This window comes from Stenotrophomonas capsici (assembly GCF_034961085.1).
Lineage (GTDB): Bacteria > Pseudomonadota > Gammaproteobacteria > Xanthomonadales > Xanthomonadaceae > Stenotrophomonas > Stenotrophomonas capsici.
Map to the genome: position 1 here is coordinate 1,572 of NZ_JAYFUH010000002.1, position 2,010 is coordinate 3,581.

Genomic DNA, 2,010 nt, shown 5'->3' on the forward strand with positions numbered 1-2,010 from the left:
AGGTCTACCGCGAGCCGAACTGGCAGTGGCAGAAGCCGTACTCGTTCCCGGCGCTGCACCCGGCGTTCCTGGTTGGTGAGTACAACGCCGACCCGACCGGTCGCAAGCTGGTCACCGGCCTGGCCGACAGCTACCTAGCCCATGCCTACACCGACGACAAGGGACGCTGGGCCTTGCCCAACGAAATCCACTGGGCGACCGGCAAGACCCGCGGCGGCGAGTTGAACCAGGGCTCGGGCAGTGGCGATGTCATGCACCTGTTCTGGGCGGCCTGGCGCTGGAGCGGCGATGACCGCTACCTCAAAGGGCTGGACTACCGCGTGGCGCGTGGTGGCCCGGGCGTGCTGTCCAACCTCGGCGAGAACTACATCGACGTGCTCGGCCGCCAGCAGGACTGGGGCAGGCAACTGCTGGCCGAGGCCGACAAGGGTGCCGGCGGCTTTGCCAACATCACCGCCTGGCAGCTGACCGGCGACATGAAGTACCTGCAGCAACTGCACGCCGATGGCATCCAGGCCAAGGCGCAGCGCGAGTACATGAACACCGAAGGCCACTGGTGGAGTGATCGCGTGGAAGCACCCAGCGAGTTCCTGCAGCGCGTGCGCCTGGGCGGCATCGCGCTCAAGCGCAACCAGAGCTGGCCGGGCCACACCCTGAGCTGGTCGTTCGCGCAGCCCGACGGCGCGGAGCAGGTGGCGCTGGCGGTGCATGCACCGTCGCGTGAGGCCTTCAAGGTGATTGCCTACAACGTCAGCAGCACGCCGCAGGATGCGACGTTGACCGGCTGGAACATCGCACCGGGCACCTGGCGGATCCGCAGTGGCGTGGATCGTGACGGGGACGGCGTCATCGATGGCACGGCACAGGTGCGCGAGGTGCCGCTGGAGAAGAGCGTTGGCACCGGCCTGCGCTTCCTGCCGAAGCAGACCCAGGTGTTCGAATTCACCCTGGTCACGCCGGGCGAGCCGGTGGAGACGCGTGCGGACCTGGGCATCGGCCGCGGCGACTTGCGCGTGGAAGGCGAGCGCGTGCTGGTGACCGTGCACAGCCTGGGCCACGTGGCCACGCGCGCCGGGCATGCGCTGCTGGAGGATGCGCGCGGGCGTGAAGTGGCGCGGGTGGCGATTCCGGCCTTGGAGGCGCCGCGGGACCTTGTGCCGCGCACCGTGCAGGTGGCGTTGCCGTTGCCGGTCGGTTTCAACCGTAGCGGCGCGCGGGTGCGGGTGATGCAGGACGGGCAGGGTAGCGAAGTGACGCTGCGTAACAACAGCGTGCTGTTGGACTGAGGAGAATCGCGAAGAGCACCCCTCCCCAACCCTCCCCTTGCCGATGGCAAAGGGAGGGGGCAAGAGCAGGCTTCATCGCGAACTGACAGCGCTAAGCAGAACCGCCCCTCCCTTTGCCGCAGGCAAGGGGAGGGCTGGGGAGGGTCGCTTGAAGGGGCTTCAGCGAGAAACCCGGCCCGTCGGGACGCTCACCCCCGCCAGCGACGCAGCACCGCGGCCTGGGCCCAACGCGCGGCGATGTTCGGCGCGGTGATGCACACCGCCTCGTCCGTCACGGTGGTTACCGCACGCTCCAGCAACTGGATGTCGGCCTCATGCTGGCGCGCCACGTGCGGGTCCTCGAAGAAGATCGCGCGCTGGCAGCGGTGCTCCAGCACGCGGTCGGCGATCTGCGCATCGCCGCCGAGCGGACCGCTCTGGAAACGCTGCACCCATTCCTTCTCGCGCGGCCAGCCGCGGCTCCACGCCATCTCGTTCAACCGCTGGCCAGTGGTGCCGGTACCCACGCGTTCGGCGAACTGCGAGAGCACGTCGAAGTGCTCGGCGGCGAAGGCCAGCATCTGCGGCTTGCGTGCGTCGTGCGCGATCAACGCCAGGCACTGGTTGCCGAAGTCATTGAGGTCGTCCGCGCCGGGGTCCGGCGCCAGGCCGGCGTGGGTGCGCTCCATCTCGATCCAGTCACGCGCGGTGGCCACCGTCGAGATGAACGGCTTGCCGTGGATCA

1 protein-coding gene and 1 pseudogene are annotated in these 2,010 nt (G+C 68.7%); one reads left to right on the top strand and one right to left on the bottom strand.

Features of this window, described 5'->3' with window-relative positions; all coding sequences use genetic code 11:
* A pseudogene (locus VA603_RS00060) lies at positions 1-1,286 on the top strand (LamG-like jellyroll fold domain-containing protein); the annotation flags it as partial.
* Between the two features lie 188 nt (positions 1,287-1,474).
* On the opposite strand, the gene VA603_RS00065 reads toward VA603_RS00060, so the two are convergent.
* On the bottom strand, positions 1,475-2,010 hold a 536-nt coding region (locus VA603_RS00065; RefSeq protein ID WP_323437581.1), incomplete at its 5' end, for a methylglyoxal synthase.